This window comes from Pseudomonas sp. (assembly GCF_051660785.1).
GTDB lineage: Bacteria > Pseudomonadota > Gammaproteobacteria > Pseudomonadales > Pseudomonadaceae > Aquipseudomonas.
In genome coordinates this window covers 188,287-206,190 of the sequence record NZ_JBOFQE010000075.1, presented here as the reverse complement: position 1 = coordinate 206,190, position 17,904 = coordinate 188,287, and the positions used below count along the sequence as shown (strand labels likewise).

The window sequence follows — 17,904 nt, the reverse complement described above, 5'->3', positions numbered from 1 at the left end:
AACGTGCGACCTACCTGACATCGTGGCTGCACGAGTACAACTGGCATCGCCCGCATGCCAGCCTGAGTTATTTGCCACCGATTAGCCGAATAGCATCCGTGAACAACGTGGTGGGTTTACACAGCTAGCTCCCACAGGGATTGCGGCGCCCTGCACCTTTCCGGACACAAGGATTTTCAATGATTGCCCTGCCATGGACTTACCTGGCCCTTCTCTCCCTCGGTTACGCCCTCCCGCTGACCTACGGCCAACTCGGCTGGCTCGCCGGTATCTCCGTCGCATTACTGCTGGTCGCCGGCATCGCCGTCCGCCAACAAAAGCTGCCCGTCGCTCGCTACCTCGGCCACGGCGTGTTCATCATCCTCGCCCTGGCACTGGCGATGCACTGGCTGCCCGGTTTCTACAACGGTCGAGCCATCAATCCGCAACGTTTCACCGACGATGCCGTGCCGTTTTCCATGTACCTGAATCTGGACAAGCCCCTGATCGGTTTCTGGCTGTTGCTGGCGTGCCCATGGATTGTCGGCCGGGGTTCACTGCGTCTTTCCGTTTTTGCCACCGCGTTGGCGCTGACGTTGAGCGCCGTGCTGGCCTTGGGCGGCGCGCTATTGCTGGGGATGATCAGTTGGGCACCGAAGTGGCCGGATCAAGCCGGGCTGTGGGTGCTGAACAATCTGTTGCTGGTGACGCTGGTGGAAGAAGCCCTGTTTCGCGGTTACATCCAGGGTGGCCTCAGCCGCTGCTTCAAACACCTGCCCAATGGTGAAAACCTGGCGCTGTTGCTCGCCTCGCTGTTGTTCGGCCTGGTGCATGTGGGGGCGGGTTGGCACTGGGTGCTGCTGGCGAGCCTGGCCGGTGTCGGCTATGGTCTGGCCTACCGTTTTGGCGGTTTGGGAGCGGCCATCGCCACCCATTTCGGCTTGAACCTGCTGCATTTCGCACTGTTCACTTACCCGATGCTCGCTGGCTGAGGCAATGGCCGTTTTGCGACGCGCCGCTGATTATTGAAAAATAATTTCAATTAAATCCTGACGACGCCGACAACCTCTCAAAGCCTTGCGGATTGAAAAAGCCATGCGTAATAACCAGCCCACCACACAACGCGAACGGACCTTCCCGGCTCAGCAACGGTTGATTTCCACCACCGATGCCAAGGGCGTGATCACCTACTGCAACGACGACTTTGTCGAAATCAGCGGGTTTTCTCGTGAGGAGCTGATCCGTGCGCCGCATAACCTGGTACGTCACCCAGACGTCCCGGCCGCGGTGTTCGCGCACATGTGGGGTACCTTGAAACAAGGCTTGCCATGGATGGGCATTGTCAAGAATCGCTGCAAGGCCGGTGACCACTACTGGGTTAACGCCTATGTCACACCGGTGTTCGAAGGCAATCAGGTGATCGGTTACGAATCGGTGCGGGTCAAGCCCACCGCCGAGCAGATCCGCCGTGCCGAAGCGCTCTACCAACGCCTCAACCAGGGCAAGTCGGCCGTTCCTTCGACAGACAAATGGTTGCCGGTGCTTCAGGACTGGCTGCCGTTCATTCTGGTCAGCCAGCTGAGCTTCATGATTGGTGCGTCGCTCAACTCCCAATGGGGCTTCGCTCTCGCTGCCGGTCTTTCGGTGCCGCTGGGCCTGTTGGGCTTGAGCTGGCAACAGCGTGGCCTCAAGCGCTTGCTGCGCCTGGCCGAGCAAACCACCTCCGACCCGCTGATCGCACAGATGTACACCGACAGCCGTGGTGCTCAGGCACGTCTGGAGATGTCGATTCTCAGCCAGGAAGCACGCCTGAAAACCTGTCTGACCCGCCTACAGGACACTGCCGAGCACCTGACCGAGCAAGCGAAACAGTCCGACGCCCTGGCCCACAACAGCTCCACGGGGCTTGAACGTCAACGCGTCGAGACCGAGCAAGTGGCCACCGCCGTCAACCAGATGGCCGCCACCACCCAGGAAGTCGCCAGCCACGTTCAGCGCACTGCCGATGCCACTCAGGAAGCCAATCGCCTGACTGGTCGCGGTCGCCACATCGCCGGGGAAACCCGCGAAGCCATCCAGCGCCTGTCGGTGGTGGTCGGTGAAACCGGGCTGACCGTGACCCAACTGGCCAAGGACAGCGACGAAATCGGCGGCGTGGTCGATGTGATCAAAGGCATCGCCGACCAGACCAACCTGCTGGCCCTGAACGCTGCTATCGAAGCCGCGCGTGCCGGTGAGATGGGCCGTGGGTTTGCGGTGGTGGCGGACGAAGTGCGCCAACTGGCACAACGCACCAGCGAATCCACCGGGCAGATCCACGCGCTGATCGCCAAGCTCCAGCAAACCGCCAGCACCGCCGTGCAAACCATGGAAGCCGGGCATCGTCAGGCGGAAGAAGGCGTGGCGCGGGTACTGGAAGCGGATCAGGCGCTGGTGGGGATCAGCGAAGCGGTGGCCAACATCACCGACATGACCACCCAGATTGCTGCCGCGACTGAAGAGCAAAGTGCGGTGGCTGAAGAGATCAGCCGCAACATCAGTAACATCTCCCAACTGGCTGAAGAGACTTCGGAACAGGCGCAGAACTCGGCATTGTTGAGTGAAGAGCTGACGAAGACGGCTAACACGCAATACTCGTTGGTGGAGCGGTTTAACCGCTGATTGAATTGGTAATGCAAAAAACCCGGATAGCGAGAGCTTCCGGGTTTTTTATTGTGGCTCACCGCGTGACTACACATAGGGGCGCCATGCCCTACAAGCACGCCAGAATCCGCTGACTGGTGCACTTTTTGGGTCCGTTCTATCGTTTGCTGGTAGAAACCCAATCCCCTAAGCTGGTCAGCATGAATACATCTCCTTTGGAGGCTTCGATGGCCACCACCAGAAAGATCGACAAGCCGGTCAAAAAAGTCGGTCGCGATGAACTGACTTTTCTTGATGTCCGGCAAGCCGCGCGAATCCGCAATTGGAAAAACTTCGCCGCTCATTTTTTTAACTACAAAGTGTGCGGTGAACTCCCCGCTATTTTCGGACGAGACGAACGACTCGACCTAAGCGATATGCACCACATCCACCTGGCGTTTACCGACAGCAAAAGCCGGAAAACCTGTTCTTTTGATGTTCTCTGTCAGACCACTTTCGCGAGCAGGCTCGCTCCGACAGTTGGGCCGAGTGCATCAGTAAGAGAATGGTCGGGTCGGAGGCCGCCATCGCTGGCAGGCCAGCTCCCACAGTTGGGTTGAGTGCATTCAATTAGTAATCGGTTGGCTGGCAAGCCAGGTCTGATTTGAGTGCATTCAGTTAGAGATTGGTTGGCTGGCCGGCCGTCGTCGCGAGCCGGCTCACTCCTGCAGTTGGGCCCGGTACACCAGCAAGAGATTGGTCGGCTCGTAGGCCGCCATCGCTGGCAGGCCAGCTCCCACAGTTGGGTTGAGTGCATTCAATTAGTAATTGGTTGGCTGGCAAGCCAGCTCTGATTTGAGTGCATTCAGTTAGAGATTGGTTGGCCGGCCGTCGTCGCGAGCCGGCTCACTCCTGCAGTTGGGCCCGGTACACCAGCAAGAGATTGGTCGGCTCGTAGGCCGCCATCGCTGGCAGGCCAGCTCCCACAGTTTTGATTGAAGTGCATTCAGTTAGAGAATGGTCGGCTGTCAGGCCGCCATCGCCAGCAGGCTGGCTCCCACAGAAAGCAAAAACAATGCGCATCCGCTTCTCACCACTCAACAGGATGAGCGTTAGCTCGGCTGCAGCTCTTGATCTTGATCCACGGGCGACGTCGGAAGGTTGAGGGGAGGGATTCTTCCGGGGGGTGGGAGCGCAGCGACCGTTCGACGAAGTCGAACACATCGAGAGGAGGTGCAGCGAAGCAAACCGGAGGCGATGCCCCCGGATGGATCCCGGAGCGAAGGAACCCCGAGCCTCAGCGAGCGGGCCGAACGTAGGAGCAAGCGTTTTTTTGCTTACTTTTTTTAGGCGCTTGTAAAAAAAGTGAGTCGCCGTAAGGGCGAAACCCTAAGTGGCCGTTACCGCAGCAATGGATATACCCCCCCCCAAAAAAATCTCACCGAAGAAACTCGGCCACTTTCTGCACGGCGCTGGCCAAATGCTGCTCATGCGTAAACCCGGAAACCTTCAGCGGCTTCAAATCATGATCCCCCGCCCCCAGCCAATACACCTCAATACTCGGCGATAGGTCGTAAGCCTCGACCGCCTCACGATTGCCGAGCGCATCCCGCTCGCCTTGCACAATCAACGTCCGAGTCTGCAAAGAAGCCAGATGTTCGACCCGAGGCTTCTCCGGCTTCCCCACCGCATAAAACGGATAACCCAGGCAAACCAAGGCATCAGCCCCCAGCTCATCAGCCAACAGACTGGCCATCCGCCCGCCCATGGACTTGCCACCAATGGCCAAACGCCCAGTGACATGGCGTCGCACCACGGCATACACCTCACGCCAGCATTCCAGCAGTTTCGGCGCCGGATTCGGTGGACGCTTGCCCCCGTCAACACGCCGTTGCGCCATATACGGAAACTCGAAGCGCAGCACGTTGACGCCTTGACCGGAAAGGCGTGTAGCCATGTCGTTCATCCAGCCGCTGTCCATTGGCGCGCCGGCACCGTGAGCGAGGATCAGCGTTGCCGATGCAGGTTCAGAGGCAGCATTCCACAACCATCCATGATCCCGCACACACTGCACCCATTGATCCCCGTCAATACTGGCCTTGTGCTCTTTGTCCATGCTTGCCTCGCTTTTAGTCTGCCTATAACTCCAGGCGAAGGACGCGCTGCCTTTTTGTTGCAAGCGCGCTCACTTCGGCTGAACCGTGGATGGGGAACCATGAACACTTCTATCAGTACCGCCTACAACTACAAGGTGGTCCGCCAATTCGCCATTATGACGGTGGTGTGGGGCATCGTCGGCATGGGGCTCGGGGTATTTCTCGCGGCCCAATTGGTCTGGCCGGAACTCAACTTCGATTTGCCGTGGACCAGTTTCGGCCGGTTGCGCCCGCTGCACACCAACGCGGTGATCTTCGCCTTCGGCGGTTGCGCCCTGTTCGCCAGTTCGTTCTATTCGGTGCAGCGCACCTGCCAGACCCAGCTATTTGCGCCGAAAATCGCCGCGTTCTGCTTCTGGGGCTGGCAAGTGGTGATCCTGTTGGCGGCGATCAGCTTGCCACTCGGCTATACCAGTTCCAAGGAGTACGCCGAACTGGAATGGCCGATCGACATCCTGATCACCATTGTCTGGGTCGCCTATGCCGTGGTGTTCTTCGGCACGATCATGCAGCGCAAGACCAGACACATCTACGTCGGCAACTGGTTCTTCGGTGCGTTCATCATCACCGTGGCGATTCTGCACATCGTCAACAACCTTGAATTGCCGGTGAGTTTCACCAAGTCCTACTCGGTGTACGCCGGTGCGACCGACGCCATGGTTCAGTGGTGGTACGGCCACAACGCCGTCGGCTTTTTCCTCACCGCCGGTTTCCTCGGGATGATGTATTACTTCGTGCCGAAACAGGCCGAGCGTCCGGTGTATTCCTATCGCCTGTCCATCGTGCACTTCTGGGCCCTGATCACCCTGTACATCTGGGCCGGCCCGCACCATTTGCACTACACCGCGCTGCCGGACTGGGCGCAGTCGCTGGGCATGGTGATGTCGCTGATCCTGCTGGCGCCTAGTTGGGGCGGGATGATCAACGGGATGATGACGCTTTCGGGGGCCTGGCATAAGTTGCGCAGCGACCCGATCCTGCGCTTCCTCGTCGTGTCCCTGGCGTTCTACGGCATGTCGACCTTCGAAGGGCCGATGATGGCGATCAAGACGGTCAACGCCCTCTCCCACTACACCGACTGGACCATCGGCCACGTTCACGCCGGGGCACTCGGCTGGGTGGCGATGATTTCGATCGGTGCGCTGTACCACATGATCCCGAAGATCTTCGGTCGCCCGCAGATGCACAGCATCGGCCTGATCAACGCGCACTTCTGGCTCGCGACCATCGGCACCGTGCTCTACATCGCGTCCATGTGGGTCAACGGCATCGCCCAGGGCCTCATGTGGCGTGCGGTGAACGAAGACGGCACGCTGACCTACTCCTTCGTCGAAACCCTTGTGGCCAGTCACCCAGGCTTCGTCGTGCGACTGGTAGGAGGTGCGATCTTCCTCAGCGGCATGTTCCTGATGGCTTACAACACCTGGCGCACCGTGCGGGCCTCGCAGCCCGCCGACGTCGCCGCTGCCGCGCAGATGGCCTGAGGAGTCCGCCATGAAACACGAAACAATCGAGAAAAACGTCGGCCTGCTGATGCTGCTGATGGTCCTGGCCGTGAGCATCGGCGGTCTGACCCAGATCGTCCCGCTGTTCTTCCAGGACGTGACCAATAAACCGGTGGAAGGCATGAAGCCCTACACCGCGCTGCAACTGGAAGGTCGCGACATTTACATCCGTGAAGGCTGCGTCGGTTGCCACTCGCAAATGATCCGGCCGTTCCGCGCCGAGACCGAACGTTACGGGCACTACTCAGTGGCCGGTGAAAGCGTCTGGGATCACCCGTTTCTCTGGGGTTCCAAGCGCACCGGACCGGACCTGGCCCGGGTCGGCGCACGCTACTCGGATGACTGGCACCGCGCGCACTTGTACAACCCGCGCAACGTCGTACCCGAGTCGAAGATGCCGGCCTATCCATGGCTGGTCACGCAAGCGGTCGACAGCAGCCACACAGAAACCAAGATCCGCGCCATGCGCACCCTCGGCGTGCCGTACACCGATGACGACATCAGCGGCGCGGTTGCCAGCCTCAAGGGCAAGACAGAAATGGACGCACTCGTTTCTTACCTGCAAGTGCTCGGCACTGCCATCAAGAGCAAGAGGTGAGCCATGGTCATTGAAATGAGCACAGGCCTGATCCGCGGCCTCGGCACGGTCGTTGTGTTCGTGGCCTTCGTCGGCCTGACCCTGTGGGTGTTCAACAGCAAGCGCGGCCCGGAATTCGCCGAAGCGCGCCTGCTGCCCTTCGCCGACGAGCCACAACCCGACAGCACCCAAGAACCTGAAACAAGGAGTACCCGGCCATGACCACCTTCTGGAGTACGTGGATCTGCGTACTGACCATCGGCAGCCTGATCGGCCTGACCTGGCTGCTGATCGGCACCCGCAAGGGCGAAACCAAGGGCAGCGTCGACCAGACCATGGGCCACAGCTTCGACGGCATCGAGGAGTACGACAACCCGCTGCCGCAGTGGTGGTTCATGCTGTTCGCCGGCACGCTGGTGTTTGCCGTGGGCTACCTGATTCTTTATCCGGGCCTGGGCAACTGGAAAGGCATCCTGCCGGGTTACGAGGACGGCTGGACCGGCGTCCACGAATGGGAAAGGGAGATGAACAAAGCCGACGCCAGGTTCGGACCGATCTTCGCCAAATTCGCCGCCATGTCCCTGGAAGAAGTGGCCAGGGATCCGCAAGCGCTGAAAATGGGCGGTCGCCTATTCGCGTCCAACTGCTCGGTGTGCCACGGCTCGGATGCCAAAGGCGCTTTCGGCTTCCCGAACCTCGCCGACAGCAATTGGCGCTGGGGCGGCGATGCCGAGATGATCAAGACTACGATCATGGGCGGTCGCATGGCGGCCATGCCCGCCTGGGGTGAAATCCTCGGTGAGGCCGGCGTGAAAAACGTGGCCGCGTATGTGCGTCATGACCTGGCCGGCCTGCCATTACCCGCTGACGACACTGCCGATCTGCACGCCGGACAGCAAGCGTTCAGCACCACGTGCGTAGCCTGTCATGGGGCAAATGGCCAGGGCACTGAAGCCATGGGGGCGCCAAATCTGACGCAACCGGCCGGACTTATCTACGGTACAAGCCTGGCGCAGCTGCAACAGACCATTCGCCACGGTCGCCAGGGCCATATGCCGGCGCAGAACGAATTGCTCGGCAACGACAAGGTGCAATTGCTGGCCGCTTACGTTTACAGCTTGTCGCACGATCTGAGCACCGAGCGCTTGCAGGCTGAAGGCAAACGCGAATAAATCTCGACCGCTCTACTGCCGCATTCTCCCGGATGCGGCAGTTCCCTGCCTCTTTGCGACCAAGTGTCGCACCCCTCCGATAGTCCTCCTTTCGGTTCCCCAGATTCGGGTCTAAGCTTGCTCCGATGCGGACTGGCATGAGCCGGTTCCAGGTCGACTCAACCCGATGTGTTCGACGAATCTGCTCGATGACAGGCCGCAAAGGCTGGTAGATACCGGCTGTCGTGCCAAATGCCATCGGTCACCTGATCGTTGTGTTTGAACACACCCCGTAACAACTGACCTGACCCCCTCACCCTTTTCGTTCGCTGCGACATTTTGTCCGAGGCCGATTTTGTCCTTACGCGGCGCATGGAAAGGCCGCAGAATCAGCTTTTGAAAGCATTGACCCCGGTCATGGCGCGTTGCAATGACCCCCCGCTTTCTCCATACTTGCGGCCGATTTTTACTCCTAATAAAACACCCAAACCGTGGAACCTTAGAATGAGCACAGCAATCAGTCCGACTGCTTATAACTATAAGGTAGTCCGCCAGTTCGCCATCATGACGGTGGTCTGGGGGATCCTTGGCATGGGGCTTGGTGTCTTCATCGCCTCACAGCTTGTATGGCCGGAATTGAACTTCGGTCTGCCGTGGACGACCTTTGGACGCTTACGCCCGTTGCACACCAACCTGGTGATTTTCGCCTTCGGTGGTTGTGCTCTGTTTGCCACTTCTTATTACGTCGTGCAGCGAACCTGCCAAACGCGACTGATTTCCGACAGCCTCGCCGCCTTCCACTTCTGGGGTTGGCAAGCGGTGATCATCGGCGCGATCGTTACCTTGCCGCTGGGTTACACCACCACCAAGGAATACGCCGAACTGGAATGGCCCCTGGCTATTCTGCTGGCCATTGTCTGGGTCACCTACGGTCTGGTGTTCTTCGGCACCATCGTCAAGCGCAAGACCAAGCACATCTATGTGGGTAACTGGTTCTACGGTGCCTTCATAGTCGTGACGGCGATGCTGCACATCGTCAACCACATGTCCCTGCCGGTCAGCCTGTTCAAGTCCTATTCCGCCTACTCGGGTGCGACTGACGCGATGATCCAGTGGTGGTACGGCCACAACGCGGTGGGTTTCTTCCTGACCACGGGCTTCCTGGGGATGATGTATTACTTCGTTCCGAAGCAGGCTGAGCGTCCGATCTACTCCTATCGCCTGTCCATCGTGCACTTCTGGGCGCTGATCACCCTGTACATCTGGGCCGGTCCGCACCACCTGCACTACACCGCACTGCCGGACTGGGCTCAATCCCTGGGCATGGCGATGTCGATCATCCTGCTGGCTCCGAGCTGGGGCGGCATGATCAACGGCATGATGACCCTGTCGGGCGCCTGGCATAAGCTGCGCACCGACCCGATCCTGCGCTTCCTCGTGGTATCGCTGGCGTTCTACGGCATGTCGACCTTCGAAGGCCCGATGATGGCCATCAAGACCGTGAACTCGCTGTCGCACTACACCGACTGGACCATCGGCCACGTACACGCCGGTGCCTTGGGCTGGGTTGCGATGATCTCGATCGGCGCCATCTACCACATGATCCCGAAACTGTTCGGTCGCGCGCAGATGCACAGCATCGGCCTGATCAACACGCACTTCTGGCTCGCGACCATCGGTACCGTTCTGTACATCGCTTCGATGTGGGTCAACGGCATCACCCAGGGTCTGATGTGGCGTGCAATCAACGACGACGGCACCCTCACCTACTCGTTCGTCGAAGCCCTGCAAGCCAGCCACCCTGGTTTCATCGTTCGCGCCCTGGGCGGTGCGTTCTTTGCCAGCGGCATGCTGTTCATGGCCTACAACGTATGGCGGACCGTACGTGCCTCGAACCCGGCTGAAGCCGAAGCCGCCGCTCAGATTGCTGTAGTTGGAGCTCACTGATGAAGCATGAAGCAGTCGAGAAAAATATTGGCCTGCTGGCCTTCTTCATGGTTATCGCCGTCAGCGTCGGCGGCCTGACCCAGATCGTTCCGCTGTTTTTCCAGGACGTCACCAACAAGCCGGTCGAAGGCATGAAGCCTCGCACCGCCCTTGAACTGGAAGGCCGCGACATCTACATCGCCAACGGTTGTGTCGGCTGCCACTCGCAGATGATCCGCCCGTTCCGTGCTGAAACCGAACGTTACGGCCACTACTCGGTTGCCGGTGAAAGCGTCTGGGACCACCCGTTCCTGTGGGGTTCCAAGCGTACCGGTCCGGACCTGGCCCGTGTCGGCGGTCGTTACTCCGATGACTGGCAGCGTGCGCATTTGTACAACCCGCGCAACGTAGTGCCCGAGTCGAAAATGCCGGCTTACCCGTTCCTCGTGGAAAACAAGCTCGACGGCAAGGAAACCGCGAAGAAAATGGAAGTCTTGCGCACGCTCGGCGTCCCTTACACCGACGAAGACATCGCCGGCGCTCAGGATGCTGTGAAGGGCAAAACCGAAATGGACGCGCTGGTGGCCTATCTGCAAGGCCTGGGCACCATCATCAAAAGCAAACGGTGATTTAGATGGATATCGGGATGATTCGTGGCCTGGGCACCGTTGTTGTGATGGTGGCCTTCATCGGACTGGCGCTGTGGGTGTTCAGCCCCAAGCGCAAGTCGGAGTTTGAAGACGCGACCTTGCTGCCTTTCGCGGATGATCCCGAAGCCATCAAGCACGTCGAGCAAGCTTCTAGGAGTAACAAAGAATGACTACGTTCTGGAGTCTGTACGTCACAGTCCTCAGTCTCGGCACCATCTTCGCCCTGACCTGGCTGCTGCTGTCCACCCGCAAGGGCCAGCGCAGCGAAGCCACCGAAGAGACGGTTGGCCACTCCTTCGACGGGATCGAGGAGTACGACAACCCGCTGCCGAAATGGTGGTTCATGCTGTTCGTGGGCACCATCATCTTCGCCCTTGGCTACCTGGTGTTGTACCCGGGCCTGGGTAACTGGAAAGGCCTGCTGCCGGGCTATAACTACCTGGATACCGAGAAGCAGACGGCGTTCGCCAACGGCCAGACCGGCTGGACTGGCGTTCACGAGTGGGAAAAGGAAATGGCCAGGTCGGACGCCAAGTTCGGTCCGATCTTCGCCAAGTTCGCCTCCATGCCAATTGAAGAAGTGGCCAAGGACCCGCAAGCCCTGAAGATGGGTGGCCGCCTGTTTGCCTCCAACTGCTCGGTCTGCCACGGCTCCGACGCCAAGGGCGCTTATGGCTTCCCGAACCTGACCGACGCCGACTGGCGCTGGGGCGGTGAGGCAGAAACCATTAAGACCACCATTATGGGTGGCCGTCATGCGGTCATGCCGGCGTGGGCTGACGTGATCGGCGAGCAAGGCGTTGCGGACGTTGCCTCGTTCGTACTGACCAACCTCGATGGCCGCAAGCTGCCGGAAGGCACCAAGGCCGACCCGGTTGCCGGCCAGAAGCTGTTCGCCGCCAACTGTGCGGTGTGCCACGGTCCGGCAGGCAAAGGTACGCCAGCGATGGGCGCACCGGACCTGACCCACCCGGCCGCGTTCATCTACGGTTCGAGCTTCGCTCAACTGCAGCAGACCATCCGTTACGGCCGTCAGGGCCAGATGCCTGCGCAAGAACAGCTGCAAGGCAACGACAAGGTTCACCTGCTGGCCGCTTACGTCTACAGCCTCTCTCACGGTGAGAAAGCGCCGGCGGAAGACGCTCAGTAAGGCAAACGCTTGATGCAACAAAAAAGGCCCCGCCAGTGATCTGGCGGGGCCTTTTTCATGGGCGACTGGCCCAGATCGATTTCACCGGCACCGTATCCAGCAGCTCTCGGGCCTGCCATTGATTGTTCTTCACAAGGTTGATGTGCAATTGCTTGCGATCATCCGAGAAGCTGGCAATCAGATAGGTTTGCTGGGAAGTGGCGCCGCTGAGGTACATGGGCACGCCATTCACGTCATAGGCATCGCCGCCTCGGTCATGGTAGTGGCCAGCGAAAATGGCGGTGACCTCATACTTCTTGATCATTTGGTAGAAGCGCAGCACTTGCTCGCTGTCACCCATCATTTCTTCTGGTTTGTGCATGTTGATAATGATGGCATACCCCTGAGCCCGGGCGACTCTCAAATCGTTTTCAAGCCAATCCAGGGTACTGTTGATTTCGAAAGTCGTCGGGTTTAACGCATGAGAAATCCTGGCCGCATAGGTCGGCTCATTATTGAGTTGCACCAAATGGACATCGCCGATGTTCTTGGAATAGGCGAGACTGCCCGAATACAGCCTGCTGATGAAACTGCCCGTTACTTGCAAATCAAAATTATCGACCTTGCCTTCATGGTGTTCCTTAAACTCCACAATACTACCGGCCGCGCAACTATTGCTGAAGCAATCATCTACGTTATTCTCATAATCGTGGTTACCCAACCCATACAGATAATCGTCCTTGAAGTATTTTTTCAATGTCGAATCCATGTAAGAACGCTGCCAACCGTGACCGAAAGCAGTGATATCGCCATTGATCATCAGTGGTACATGGGATTGCGCATTAACCTTCCGGAAGTCGGCAATACTCGCAAACTGGGACTCTACCAGCCACTTGGAACGACTATTGAAATCCGTTTCCGACTCAGGCTCTCTGCGGTCGAGCTTATCTGTCCACGGGTATTGCGTATCCGAAGTGAAGATCATATGGCGTGGAGCACCCTCCACCGAATAAGCCAAAGGTGCAGTAGAGAGCAGGCACAAGCCCAGTACAAATCGCTTAACTTTCTTAGAAATCATAGAATTCCGTTTCCATTAACATTAAATAAAGCGTGATTCAAAGAACACACAAAACAAACTTATTGGAAACAGGCAAAAACTTCAAACATTCAACTAGAACCAATTAAATAAACATATTTCCGCCACACACAAACATACCGAAGCGAAACGCTCCACCACTTAAACTGGCTTGTATTTTGTGTCTGATAATTCAGGCTGCAGCGTGTCCAGCCGGCCACCTGTTTATGAAATTCTCTTTGACGGTCGTGTATGCAGGGCGGCAGGGGCCTGTAACCTGCCCCTGCCGTTTCGGCCACGCATGGACCAGGAATCACCTCGCCATCCGTTCTGGATCCTGAAAAACCGTCCATAATTCACAAGTCAATTGATTCAAGTCATTACACCGTCAATTGATTTCCACCAACGTGACCAAAGGTCGCACCCTTGATCTAGAGCTACAGGCGTATCATTGCGCCACTGCAACACCTCTTTTTGACCGCGGTCGGCACGTACTGACCGAGGCATTTTTCCACTGCCGTGGGATGCAACGATGAGCAATCAGATTCCGGTACACGACGTCACGCCACCTGCCAAAGACGCGAACAACAGCGTCGACCTCTACGCCTCTAGAGAAAAGATCTACACCCGCGCCTTCACCGGTCTGTTCCGCAATTTGCGGATGATGGGCGGTGCGTTTCTGTTCCTGTTGTATTTCGGCACGGTCTGGCTGAACTGGGGCGGCCATCAGGCCGTCTGGTGGAACCTGCCGGAGCGCAAATTCTTCATCTTCGGTGCGACCTTCTGGCCTCAAGACTTCATCCTGCTTTCCGGTATTTTGATCGTCAGCGCCTTTGGCCTGTTCTTCATTACCGTGTACGCCGGTCGGGTGTGGTGCGGCTACACCTGCCCGCAGAGCGTCTGGACGTGGATTTTCATGTGGTGCGAAAAGGTCACCGAAGGCGACCGCAACCAGCGCATCAAGCTCGACAAGGCGCCGATGAGCGCCAACAAATTCCTGCGCAAACTCAGTAAACACACGATGTGGCTGGTGATTGGCTTCGTGACCGGATTGACCTTCGTCGGTTACTTCTCGCCCATTCGCGAATTGACGATCGATTTTTTCACCGGCGAAGCGGACGGCTGGTCCTATTTCTGGGTCGGTTTCTTCACCCTTGCCACGTACGGCAACGCCGGCTGGTTGCGCGAGCAAGTGTGCATTTACATGTGCCCGTATGCGCGCTTTCAGAGCGTGATGTTCGACAAGGACACGCTGATCGTTTCCTACGATCCGCGCCGAGGTGAAAGCCGTGGCCCGCGCAAGAAAGGCATCGACTACAAGGCCCAGGGCCTGGGCGACTGCATCGATTGCACGATGTGCGTCCAGGTCTGCCCGACCGGTATCGACATCCGCGACGGCCTGCAGATCGAATGCATCGGCTGCGCGGCGTGCATCGATGCCTGCGACAGCATCATGGACAAGATGGAATACCCGCGCGGCTTGATCAGCTACACCACCGAGCACAACCTGTCCGGGCAAAAAACCCATAAACTGCGCCCGCGCCTGATCGGCTATGCCGTGGTGCTGCTGGCCATGATGGGCTTGCTGGCGGGCGCGTTCTTCATGCGTTCTCTGGTCGGTTTCGACGTCAGCAAAGACCGCGTGCTGTACCGCGAGAACGCCGAAGGCCGGATCGAGAACGTTTACAGCCTGAAGATCATGAACAAAGACCAGCGCGACCATACCTACGTGCTGGAAGCCTCCGGGTTGCCGGACCTGAAGCTGCAAGGCAAGCGCGAAATCAAAGTCGCCGCCGGGGAGATTTTCAGCCAGCCGGTCGAACTGTCGATCGCACCGGAAAAATTGCCGTCGAGCACCAACGAGGTGAAATTCATCCTCAAGGATGCCGACGACGACAGCGTCCACGTTGAAGCCAAGAGCCGATTCATCGGCCCACAAATTCGTTGAGAGAAGTGATCATGCCCGCAGCAAACGCCGCAAGCCCTTGGTACAAGCATCTTTGGCCATGGATCATCATCGCCATCCTGGCCTGTTCCGTGACCCTGACCTTGTCCATGGTGACGATCGCGGTGAACAACCCGGATAACCTGGTCAACGACAACTACTACGAGGCCGGCAAAGGCATCAACCGCTCCCTGGACCGCGAGCTGCTGGCCCAGACCCTGTTACTGCGCGCCAGCGTTCACCTGGATGACGTGACCGGCGAAGTCGACCTGCGCCTGAGTGGCAACAGCCAGCCGAAAACCCTCGAACTGAACCTGATCTCGCCGACCCAGCCCGAGAAGGATCGCAAGATCACCCTGGCTCGCAGCGAAACCGAACAGGGCCGCTACATCGGCCAGTTGAGCGACAAGATTGAAGGCCGTCGCTTTGTCGAATTGCTGGGCACTCAAGACGACCATATCTGGCGCATGTTCGAAGAAGAGCTGGTCAGCCATGACAAGGATCTGTTGCTGGGTGATGAGCCGCTGCAGGGCGCGGAAGACCTGAAGAAGTAAACTCGCAATGTGGCGAGGGGATTTATCCCCGTTCGGCTGCGAAGCAGTCGTGAAACCTGTTTGCGGAAATATGACTGGAAGAATGCAGGGGGCCGCTTCGCAGCCCAACGGGGATAAATCCCCTCGCCACAGAACCTGGCCCGGTTTTAACAATATTGTTTTCATGGCCACTTAGATGACCACCCAACTGCCCTGCTACCACTGCGCCCTGCCCGTCCCCGCCGGCAGCCGCTTCACCGCCGCCGTCCTCGGTGAAACCCGCGAGTTCTGCTGCCCGGGTTGCCAGGCCGTGGCTGAAGCGATCGTGGCCGGTGGGCTGGAAAGCTACTACCAGCATCGCAGCGAGTCATCGGCCAACCCCGAAGCGTTGCCGGTGCAGTTGGTGGATGAGTTGGCGCTCTATGATCGTGCCGATGTGCAAAAGCCTTTTGTGCGCCACGACGGCGAACTCGCCGAAACCACCCTGTTGATGGAAGGCATCAGCTGCGCCGCCTGCGGCTGGCTGATCGAAAGACACCTGCGTGGCTTGCCGGCGGTGGCTGAGGCGCGCCTGAACCTGTCCAACCATCGCCTTCACGTGCGCTGGGCCGACGCGCAATTACCGTTGAGCCAGGTGCTCAGCGAATTGCGCCACATCGGTTACGCCGCGCATCCGTATCAAGCCGACCGCGCCAGCGAACAACTGGCCAGCGAGAACCGCCTGGCCCTGCGCCAACTCGGTGTCGCCGGGCTGCTGTGGTTCCAGGCGATGATGGCGACGATGGCCACCTGGCCGGAATTCAACATCGACCTGAGCCCGGAGCTGCACACCATCCTGCGTTGGGTCGCGCTGTTCCTCACCACCCCGATTGTGTTTTACAGTTGTGCGCCGTTTTTCAAAGGGGCGATGCGCGATTTGCGCACCCGCCACCTGACCATGGATGTGTCGGTGTCGCTGGCGATCGGCAGTGCCTACATCGCCGGGATCTGGACCTCGATCACCGGCGTCGGCGAGTTGTACTTCGATGCCGTGGGAATGTTTGCATTGTTCCTGCTCGCCGGACGTTATCTGGAGCGGCGCGCCCGCGAACGCACCGCCGCCGCCACCGCACAACTAGTCAACCTGTTGCCTGCTTCGTGCCTGCGCCTGAGTGCCGACGGCCAGAGCGAGCGGATCCTGCTCAGTGAACTGCGCGTCGGCGATCAAGTGTTGGTGCACCCCGGTGCAATCCTGCCGGCCGACGGCAAGATCCTCGATGGCCAGTCGAGCATCGACGAATCGTTGCTGACCGGCGAATACCTGCCGCAACCGCGTACGCAGGGTGATGCGGTCACCGCCGGCACTCTGAACGTCGAAGGCGCGTTGACTGTTGAAGTGCTGGCATTGGGTCAGGACACGCGACTGTCAGCCATCGTCCGTCTGCTGGACCGCGCCCAGGCCGAGAAGCCGCGACTGGCGGAAATCGCCGACCGCGCCGCGCAATGGTTTCTGCTGCTGACGCTGATCGCCTCCGCCTGCATCGGTCTGTTGTGGTGGGAACTGGATTCATCGCGAGCCTTCTGGATTGTCCTGGCGATGCTCGTTGCAACCTGCCCATGCGCCTTGTCGCTGGCCACGCCCACTGCACTCACCGCCGCTACCGGCACCCTGCACAAACTCGGTTTACTGCTGACGCGCGGGCATGTCCTTGAGGGCCTGAACCAGATCGACACAGTGATTTTCGACAAGACCGGCACGTTGACAGAAGGTCGCCTGGCCTTGCGCTCGATCCGCCCTCTCGGCGCGCTGGACAGCGATCAATGCCTGAGTCTTGCCGCCGCTCTGGAAAACCGTTCCGAGCACCCGATAGCCCGCGCATTTGGCCGGGCGCCGCTGGCGGCCGAAGAAGTCCTCAGTATGCCGGGGCTTGGTCTCGAAGGCCTGATCGGCACTCAGCGCTTGCGCATCGGCCAGCCGGGTTTTGTCTGCGAACTCAGCGGCGCTGCCGTGCCGGTAATGCCCGATGAAGCAGGCCAGTGGTTGCTGCTCGGCAACAGCCAGGGGCCATTGGCGTGGTTCGTCCTCGATGACCGCTTGCGTGCTGATGCACCGGCACTATTGGATGCTTGCAAGGCTCGCGGCTGGCGCACGTTGCTGCTGTCGGGCGATACCTCGCCGATGGTCGCCAGCGTCGCCGCCGAACTGGGCATCGACGAAGCCCGGGGCGGTTTGCGTCCGGACGACAAATTGCAGGTCCTGCAACAGCTGCACAAGGAAGGCCGCAAAGTGTTGATGCTCGGCGACGGGGTCAACGACGTGCCGGTGCTGGCCGCCGCCGACATCAGCGTGGCGATGGGCTCGGCCACCGACCTGGCGAAAACCAGTGCCGATGCGGTGTTGCTGTCCAACCGTCTCGATGCGCTGGTGCGAGCCTTCAGCCTCGCACGGCGCACCCGTCGGGTAATCATCGAGAACCTGCTGTGGGCCGGGCTGTACAATGGCCTCATGTTGCCGTTCGCCGCCCTCGGCTGGATCACCCCGGTATGGGCCGCGGTCGGCATGTCCATCAGTTCGTTGACCGTGGTGCTGAACGCCCTGCGCCTGACTCGCCTGCCGAGCGCGCCTGCCGCCCGCACCACGCCAGAAACCCGCCCGCTGCCGGCCTGAGCCGCGCGG

At 59.3% G+C, this 17,904-nt stretch carries 16 protein-coding genes and 1 pseudogene; 15 read left to right on the top strand and 2 right to left on the bottom strand.

The genetic code is table 11. The annotated features are described in order from the left end of the window. The 4 genes and pseudogenes from ACRC4F_RS20525 to ACRC4F_RS20510 all read left to right on the top strand — a co-directional run. Positions 1 to 128, top strand: a pseudogene (locus tag ACRC4F_RS20525) (IS481 family transposase); the annotation flags it as partial. Positions 129 to 179: 51 nt separating this feature from the next. Continuing rightward, on the top strand, positions 180 to 971 hold the full coding sequence (locus tag ACRC4F_RS20520; RefSeq protein WP_438660979.1) for a lysostaphin resistance A-like protein: 792 nt from the start codon (positions 180 to 182) through the stop codon (positions 969 to 971). Positions 972 to 1,074: 103 nt separating this feature from the next. Beyond that, entirely contained in the window at positions 1,075 to 2,640 is a 1,566-nt protein-coding gene (locus tag ACRC4F_RS20515) for a methyl-accepting chemotaxis protein (protein WP_438660978.1), read from the top strand. Between the two features lie 209 nt (positions 2,641 to 2,849). Further along, positions 2,850 to 3,221, top strand: a complete 372-nt coding sequence (locus ACRC4F_RS20510) for a hypothetical protein (protein WP_438660977.1) — start codon at positions 2,850 to 2,852, stop codon at positions 3,219 to 3,221. 818 nt (positions 3,222 to 4,039) lie between these two features. Here the strand turns inward: ACRC4F_RS20510 and ACRC4F_RS20505 are convergent. Continuing rightward, on the bottom strand, positions 4,040 to 4,717 hold the full coding sequence (locus ACRC4F_RS20505) for an alpha/beta family hydrolase (protein WP_438660976.1): 678 nt from the start codon (positions 4,715 to 4,717) through the stop codon (positions 4,040 to 4,042). Positions 4,718 to 4,816: 99 nt separating this feature from the next. Between ACRC4F_RS20505 and ccoN (ACRC4F_RS20500) the strand changes: the two genes are divergently transcribed. The 8 genes from ccoN (ACRC4F_RS20500) to ccoP (ACRC4F_RS20465) all read left to right on the top strand — a co-directional run bounded on the left by ccoN (ACRC4F_RS20500) (position 4,817) and on the right by ccoP (ACRC4F_RS20465) (position 11,716). Next, a complete protein-coding gene (gene ccoN, locus ACRC4F_RS20500) occupies positions 4,817 to 6,241 on the top strand; it encodes a cytochrome-c oxidase, cbb3-type subunit I (RefSeq protein WP_438660975.1) in 1,425 nt (474 codons plus the stop codon). A gap of 10 nt (positions 6,242 to 6,251) precedes the next feature. Next, on the top strand, positions 6,252 to 6,860 hold the full coding sequence (gene ccoO / locus ACRC4F_RS20495) for a cytochrome-c oxidase, cbb3-type subunit II (RefSeq protein WP_438660974.1): 609 nt from the start codon (positions 6,252 to 6,254) through the stop codon (positions 6,858 to 6,860). A gap of 3 nt (positions 6,861 to 6,863) precedes the next feature. Next, positions 6,864 to 7,061 (top strand): cbb3-type cytochrome oxidase subunit 3, encoded by a 198-nt coding sequence (locus ACRC4F_RS20490; RefSeq protein ID WP_438660973.1) that lies wholly within the window; start codon positions 6,864 to 6,866, stop codon positions 7,059 to 7,061. Continuing rightward, on the top strand, positions 7,058 to 8,011 hold the full coding sequence (ccoP, locus tag ACRC4F_RS20485; RefSeq protein ID WP_438660972.1) for a cytochrome-c oxidase, cbb3-type subunit III: 954 nt from the start codon (positions 7,058 to 7,060) through the stop codon (positions 8,009 to 8,011). The genes ACRC4F_RS20490 and ccoP (ACRC4F_RS20485) overlap by 4 nt, the downstream gene beginning before the upstream one ends. Positions 8,012 to 8,494: 483 nt before the next feature. After that, complete coding sequence (gene ccoN, locus ACRC4F_RS20480; protein ID WP_392886898.1) at positions 8,495 to 9,937, top strand: cytochrome-c oxidase, cbb3-type subunit I; 1,443 nt, start codon at positions 8,495 to 8,497, stop codon at positions 9,935 to 9,937. Continuing rightward, positions 9,937 to 10,545 (top strand): cytochrome-c oxidase, cbb3-type subunit II, encoded by a 609-nt coding sequence (gene ccoO, locus ACRC4F_RS20475; protein ID WP_438660971.1) that lies wholly within the window; start codon positions 9,937 to 9,939, stop codon positions 10,543 to 10,545. The genes ccoN (ACRC4F_RS20480) and ccoO (ACRC4F_RS20475) overlap by 1 nt, the downstream gene beginning before the upstream one ends. A gap of 5 nt (positions 10,546 to 10,550) precedes the next feature. Continuing rightward, on the top strand, positions 10,551 to 10,736 hold the full coding sequence (locus tag ACRC4F_RS20470) for a CcoQ/FixQ family Cbb3-type cytochrome c oxidase assembly chaperone (protein ID WP_003175465.1): 186 nt from the start codon (positions 10,551 to 10,553) through the stop codon (positions 10,734 to 10,736). Then, entirely contained in the window at positions 10,733 to 11,716 is a 984-nt protein-coding gene (gene ccoP / locus ACRC4F_RS20465; protein ID WP_438660970.1) for a cytochrome-c oxidase, cbb3-type subunit III, read from the top strand. The genes ACRC4F_RS20470 and ccoP (ACRC4F_RS20465) overlap by 4 nt, the downstream gene beginning before the upstream one ends. 55 nt (positions 11,717 to 11,771) lie before the next feature. Here ccoP (ACRC4F_RS20465) and ACRC4F_RS20460 read toward each other — a convergent pair whose 3' ends face one another. Further along, positions 11,772 to 12,773, bottom strand: a complete 1,002-nt coding sequence (locus ACRC4F_RS20460; protein ID WP_438660969.1) for a metallophosphoesterase family protein — start codon at positions 12,771 to 12,773, stop codon at positions 11,772 to 11,774. Positions 12,774 to 13,302: 529 nt separating this feature from the next. Here ACRC4F_RS20460 and ccoG point away from each other — a divergent pair. The 3 genes from ccoG (at position 13,303) to ACRC4F_RS20445 (ending at position 17,895) form a co-directional block, all read left to right on the top strand. Next, positions 13,303 to 14,718 (top strand): cytochrome c oxidase accessory protein CcoG, encoded by a 1,416-nt coding sequence (gene ccoG / locus ACRC4F_RS20455; RefSeq protein ID WP_438660968.1) that lies wholly within the window; start codon positions 13,303 to 13,305, stop codon positions 14,716 to 14,718. A gap of 11 nt (positions 14,719 to 14,729) precedes the next feature. After that, positions 14,730 to 15,269 (top strand): FixH family protein, encoded by a 540-nt coding sequence (locus tag ACRC4F_RS20450; protein WP_438660967.1) that lies wholly within the window; start codon positions 14,730 to 14,732, stop codon positions 15,267 to 15,269. Positions 15,270 to 15,444: 175 nt separating this feature from the next. Next, complete coding sequence (locus ACRC4F_RS20445) at positions 15,445 to 17,895, top strand: heavy metal translocating P-type ATPase (RefSeq protein ID WP_438660966.1); 2,451 nt, start codon at positions 15,445 to 15,447, stop codon at positions 17,893 to 17,895. Positions 17,896 to 17,904: the final 9 nt, after the last annotated feature.

Coding starts and splice junctions, on each gene's coding strand:
- ACRC4F_RS20510 (WP_438660977.1), top strand. CDS start 2,850: ATGGCCACCACCAGAAAGATCGACAAGCCGGTCAAAAAAGTCGGTCGC.
- ccoP (WP_438660970.1), top strand. CDS start 10,733: ATGACTACGTTCTGGAGTCTGTACGTCACAGTCCTCAGTCTCGGCACC.
- ccoN (WP_438660975.1), top strand. CDS start 4,817: ATGAACACTTCTATCAGTACCGCCTACAACTACAAGGTGGTCCGCCAA.
- ACRC4F_RS20520 (WP_438660979.1), top strand. CDS start 180: ATGATTGCCCTGCCATGGACTTACCTGGCCCTTCTCTCCCTCGGTTAC.
- ACRC4F_RS20450 (WP_438660967.1), top strand. CDS start 14,730: ATGCCCGCAGCAAACGCCGCAAGCCCTTGGTACAAGCATCTTTGGCCA.
- ccoO (WP_438660974.1), top strand. CDS start 6,252: ATGAAACACGAAACAATCGAGAAAAACGTCGGCCTGCTGATGCTGCTG.
- ccoN (WP_392886898.1), top strand. CDS start 8,495: ATGAGCACAGCAATCAGTCCGACTGCTTATAACTATAAGGTAGTCCGC.
- ACRC4F_RS20445 (WP_438660966.1), top strand. CDS start 15,445: ATGACCACCCAACTGCCCTGCTACCACTGCGCCCTGCCCGTCCCCGCC.
- ccoO (WP_438660971.1), top strand. CDS start 9,937: ATGAAGCATGAAGCAGTCGAGAAAAATATTGGCCTGCTGGCCTTCTTC.
- ACRC4F_RS20470 (WP_003175465.1), top strand. CDS start 10,551: ATGGATATCGGGATGATTCGTGGCCTGGGCACCGTTGTTGTGATGGTG.
- ACRC4F_RS20460 (WP_438660969.1), bottom strand. CDS start 12,773: ATGATTTCTAAGAAAGTTAAGCGATTTGTACTGGGCTTGTGCCTGCTC.
- ACRC4F_RS20515 (WP_438660978.1), top strand. CDS start 1,075: ATGCGTAATAACCAGCCCACCACACAACGCGAACGGACCTTCCCGGCT.
- ACRC4F_RS20490 (WP_438660973.1), top strand. CDS start 6,864: ATGGTCATTGAAATGAGCACAGGCCTGATCCGCGGCCTCGGCACGGTC.
- ccoP (WP_438660972.1), top strand. CDS start 7,058: ATGACCACCTTCTGGAGTACGTGGATCTGCGTACTGACCATCGGCAGC.
- ccoG (WP_438660968.1), top strand. CDS start 13,303: ATGAGCAATCAGATTCCGGTACACGACGTCACGCCACCTGCCAAAGAC.
- ACRC4F_RS20505 (WP_438660976.1), bottom strand. CDS start 4,717: ATGGACAAAGAGCACAAGGCCAGTATTGACGGGGATCAATGGGTGCAG.